Annotated in this window: 1 protein-coding gene; it reads left to right on the top strand. The window is 64.6% G+C overall.

Annotated features, from left to right (window positions below):
* Nucleotides 1-1318, top strand: a 1318-nt coding sequence (purL, locus tag ENZ75_RS32015) for a phosphoribosylformylglycinamidine synthase subunit PurL (RefSeq protein WP_128278622.1), incomplete at both ends; no start/stop codon positions are given.

Here is a 1318-nt window from a genome sequence, read left to right as displayed (position 1 = left end):
GAATGAGCACTGCTCCTACAAATCCTCGAAGAAATGGCTGCGCACGCTGCCGACCACCGGACCTCAGGTCATCCAGGGGCCGGGCGAGAATGCTGGCGTGGTCGACATCGGCGATGGCGACTGCGTCGTCTTCAAGATGGAGAGTCACAACCACCCATCCTACATCGAGCCCTACCAGGGTGCGGCGACCGGCGTCGGCGGCATATTGCGCGACGTCTTCACCATGGGCGCGCGGCCGATCGCGGCGATGAATGCGCTGCGTTTTGGTGCGCCCGACCATCCCAAGACCAGGCACCTCGTTTCAGGCGTGGTTTCCGGCGTCGGCGGCTATGGCAACGCGTTCGGCGTGCCGACGGTCGGCGGCGAGGTCAATTTCGATGCCCGCTACAATGGCAACATCCTGGTCAACGCCTTTGCAGCGGGCCTTGCCAAGACCGATGCGATCTTCCTGTCCGAAGCCAAGGGAGTCGGCCTGCCGGTCGTCTATCTCGGCGCCAAGACCGGCCGCGACGGCGTCGGCGGCGCCACCATGGCTTCGGCCGAATTCGACGACAAGATCGATGAGAAGCGTCCGACAGTGCAGGTCGGCGATCCCTTCACCGAAAAGTGCCTGCTGGAAGCCAGCCTCGAACTGATGGCCTCGGGCGCCGTCATCGCCATCCAGGACATGGGTGCGGCCGGCCTCACCTGCTCGGCGGTCGAAATGGGCGCCAAGGGCGACCTCGGCATCGAGCTCGATCTCGACAAGGTGCCGGTGCGCGAAGAGCGCATGAGCGCCTACGAAATGATGCTTTCGGAAAGCCAGGAGCGCATGCTGATGGTGCTGCGTCCGGAAAAGGAAAAGGAAGCCGAGGCGATCTTCCACAAATGGGGGCTCGACTTCGCCATCGTCGGCAAGACCACCGACGATCTGCGCTTCCGCGTGCTGCACCAGGGCGACGAGGTTGCCAACCTGCCGATCAAGGATCTTGGCGACAAGGCTCCGGAATATGACCGGCCGTGGATCGAACCGAAGAAGCCGGCGCCGCTGGCCGCCAATGATGTTCCGCAAGCCGATGTTGCAGACGCGCTCCTGAAGCTGCTCGGCGGTCCCGACCTGTCTTCGCGCCGCTGGGTGTGGGAGCAGTATGACACGCTGATCCAGGGCAATTCGCTGCAGCTTCCAGGCGGCGATGCCGGCGTGGTGCGGGTCGAAGGCCATGCGACCAAGGCGCTCGCCTTCTCGTCCGACGTGACGCCGCGCTATTGCGAGGCCGACCCTTACGAGGGCGGCAAGCAGGCGGTGGCCGAATGCTGGCGCAACTTGACCGCCACCGGC

The sequence above is a fragment of the Mesorhizobium sp. M7A.F.Ca.CA.002.04.1.1 genome (genome assembly GCF_004022805.1).
GTDB classification, from domain to species: Bacteria; Pseudomonadota; Alphaproteobacteria; order Rhizobiales; family Rhizobiaceae; genus Mesorhizobium; species Mesorhizobium ciceri.
Note: the sequence above shows the minus strand (reverse complement) of the source record. Positions and strands in the feature narration are given on the sequence as shown.